Source organism: Rhizobacter sp. P3_B12, assembly GCF_056402895.1.
In genome coordinates, this window is record NZ_JBFUGN010001028.1 from 1 (window position 1) to 2,124 (window position 2,124).

Annotated in this window: 2 protein-coding genes and 1 pseudogene; 1 reads left to right on the forward strand and 2 read right to left on the reverse strand. The window is 67.1% G+C overall.

The window, feature by feature from the left end; all coding sequences use genetic code 11:
- A pseudogene (locus tag AC1D01_RS31610) lies at positions 1-367 on the forward strand (MFS transporter); the annotation flags it as partial.
- Positions 368-382: 15 nt separating this feature from the next.
- Here the strand turns inward: AC1D01_RS31610 and AC1D01_RS31615 are convergent.
- Both AC1D01_RS31615 and AC1D01_RS31620 read right to left on the reverse strand, forming a co-directional pair.
- A complete protein-coding gene (locus AC1D01_RS31615) occupies positions 383-1,744 on the reverse strand; it encodes an Ig-like domain-containing domain (protein WP_477873468.1) in 1,362 nt (453 codons plus the stop codon).
- A gap of 62 nt (positions 1,745-1,806) precedes the next feature.
- Positions 1,807-2,124, reverse strand: a 318-nt coding sequence (locus tag AC1D01_RS31620; protein ID WP_477873469.1) for a CorA family divalent cation transporter, incomplete at its 5' end; no start/stop codon positions are given.

Genomic DNA, 2,124 nt, shown 5'->3' on the forward strand with positions numbered 1-2,124 from the left:
ACTGGTGACGCGCGTCGGCGCGGGCCTGGTGCTGGTGTCGTTCGCGGTGATGGGGTTGATGCCGTTCGTGCCGCCGCAGGCGCAGCTCGGGCTGCTGGTCGCGAGCGCGATCGGCTTCGACCTCGGCATCCAGGTCGCGCTGATCGCGCACCAGACCATCGTCTACGGCATCGACCCCGGCGCGCGCAGCCGCCTGAACGCGGTGCTGTTCACGACGGTGTTCATCGGCATGGCGACCGGCTCGGCGCTGGGCAGCCTGGCGCTGGCGCACTGGGGGTGGATGGCGGTGACGGCGCTGTCGGCCAGTGCCGCGGCGCTGGCGCTGGTGGTGCGAATGTGGCCGAGGCGCACCGGTGCCACCCGGTAGACGGAACCGGAAGGCTCAGTGGCCTGCGGCTTCGACCTGCAGAAAATAATCCAGGCGCAGCGGATCTCCACCCGGGTCCGTCACCCCCGCCATGACACGCAGCGTGTACTCCCAGCGGGCCGCGAGCGGCGCCAATGGCGTGACGGTGACTCGCTTGCCGTTGAGGCTCACCTTCACCGGAACGTCCTCGCGCAGGCCATCCTGCCGGGAGTAGCCTGCCAGAGAGACGCGGCCTGCCAGAGAGGCCGCATTGAGCTCCTCGCTGAAATCGAGGCTGAACACCGTGTCGAGCGGTACGCCGGTCTGGTAGGCAGGCGGCGAGGTCGCGACGATCGACGGTGGCGTGCCGTCGACCTTGAAACTCAGGAGGGCAGGCTGCACCGGGTTGCCGACCAGGTCGGTGACGGTGGAATTGACGGACACGGTGTAGGTGCCGTCCGCCAAGGTGCCCGGATACAGGACCATCACGCTGCGCTCGTACGACAGTGACACAGGTATCCGGACGCCCTGCGGATCGCGCAGGTCAATGACGTCGCTGTCGAACACCGTCAAACTGTCCAGGGGTTCGTCGAACCCGATCTGGATCGAGCCGTAGCGCGGGATCGCAGGCGTCAGCATCTCGACCTGCGGCCCGCGGGTGTCGGTGGGCACGCCTCCCGTGCGCGCAGCCACGAGCAGGCGGTGCGACGTCGACAGTCCGGCGGCCGTGCCGACGACCACGTCGGACCTCACCAGGCCGATGCCCATCGCATACCAGGCATCTTCGACGCGGGTCTCGACGCCGGACGGCAACCCGCTCGAGGAGATGCTCGTCTGCGTGACTTCGGTGCGTACGTGGGCAGCCGCGTCGAATGGGCCCGCATCGGTCTGCACCGATTCGAAACCGATCACCCGTACCTGCGACGTGACCTTCACCGATTCGTTGCGGCCGTCGCCATCGAGATCCTTGCCGAGATCGATGGTCTGGTCGACCTGCGTGAATCCGTTTCCACCGAGCAGCGGGAATTGCAGCACGTCGACTCTCGGCCAGATGAACGCGCCGAGCGACGGGTACGTCGCCCTTCGCCATTCGGTCAACGCGGAGTCGGAAAGCTGCATCCAACGGTCTTCGAGCACGAGGCCTTTGTCGAGCGACGCGGTGCTCACCAGAACCACATCGTGCCCTTCCAGCCGGTCGTGCCCTTGCGCTTCCACCCGTTCCAACGAGGCCTTCGCATCCCCTGCGTCCGACCACGTGCGGTAGATCCAGCGATCACCGACCGACAGCGGCGTGTAGCGCTGGTTCTCGCCGGTCGGCGGAGCATCCGAGCCTCCTCCGCCGCAGGCGGTCAGGGCCATGGCCAACGTCAAGCCCAAGCCCCTCATCGACTTCTTCATTCCATCCTCCCGCGGGCCTGTGGCMCTTGTTTTTCCTCGGGCGGCAGGCTACCACGGCGACATCAGCGATCCCGGTTGCGGAACGCCAGCCAGCCCGCCACCGCGGTGAACACCACCACGAACAGCACCACCACCAGGAAGCCGTGCTTGTGCTCGCCGAACGGGATGCCGCCGACGTTCATGCCGAAGAAGCCGGTCGTGATGTTGATCGGCAGCGCCAGCACCGTGACCATCGTCAGCGTGAAGAGGCTGCGGTTGGTCTGCTCGCCGACCTGCGCGGCGATCTCTTCCTGCAGCAGCTTGATGCGCTCCTGCAGCGCCGCGAGGTCGCGGATCACCAGCGAGAACTCCTCGGTGGCCTGGCGCAGTTCATCGAGGTC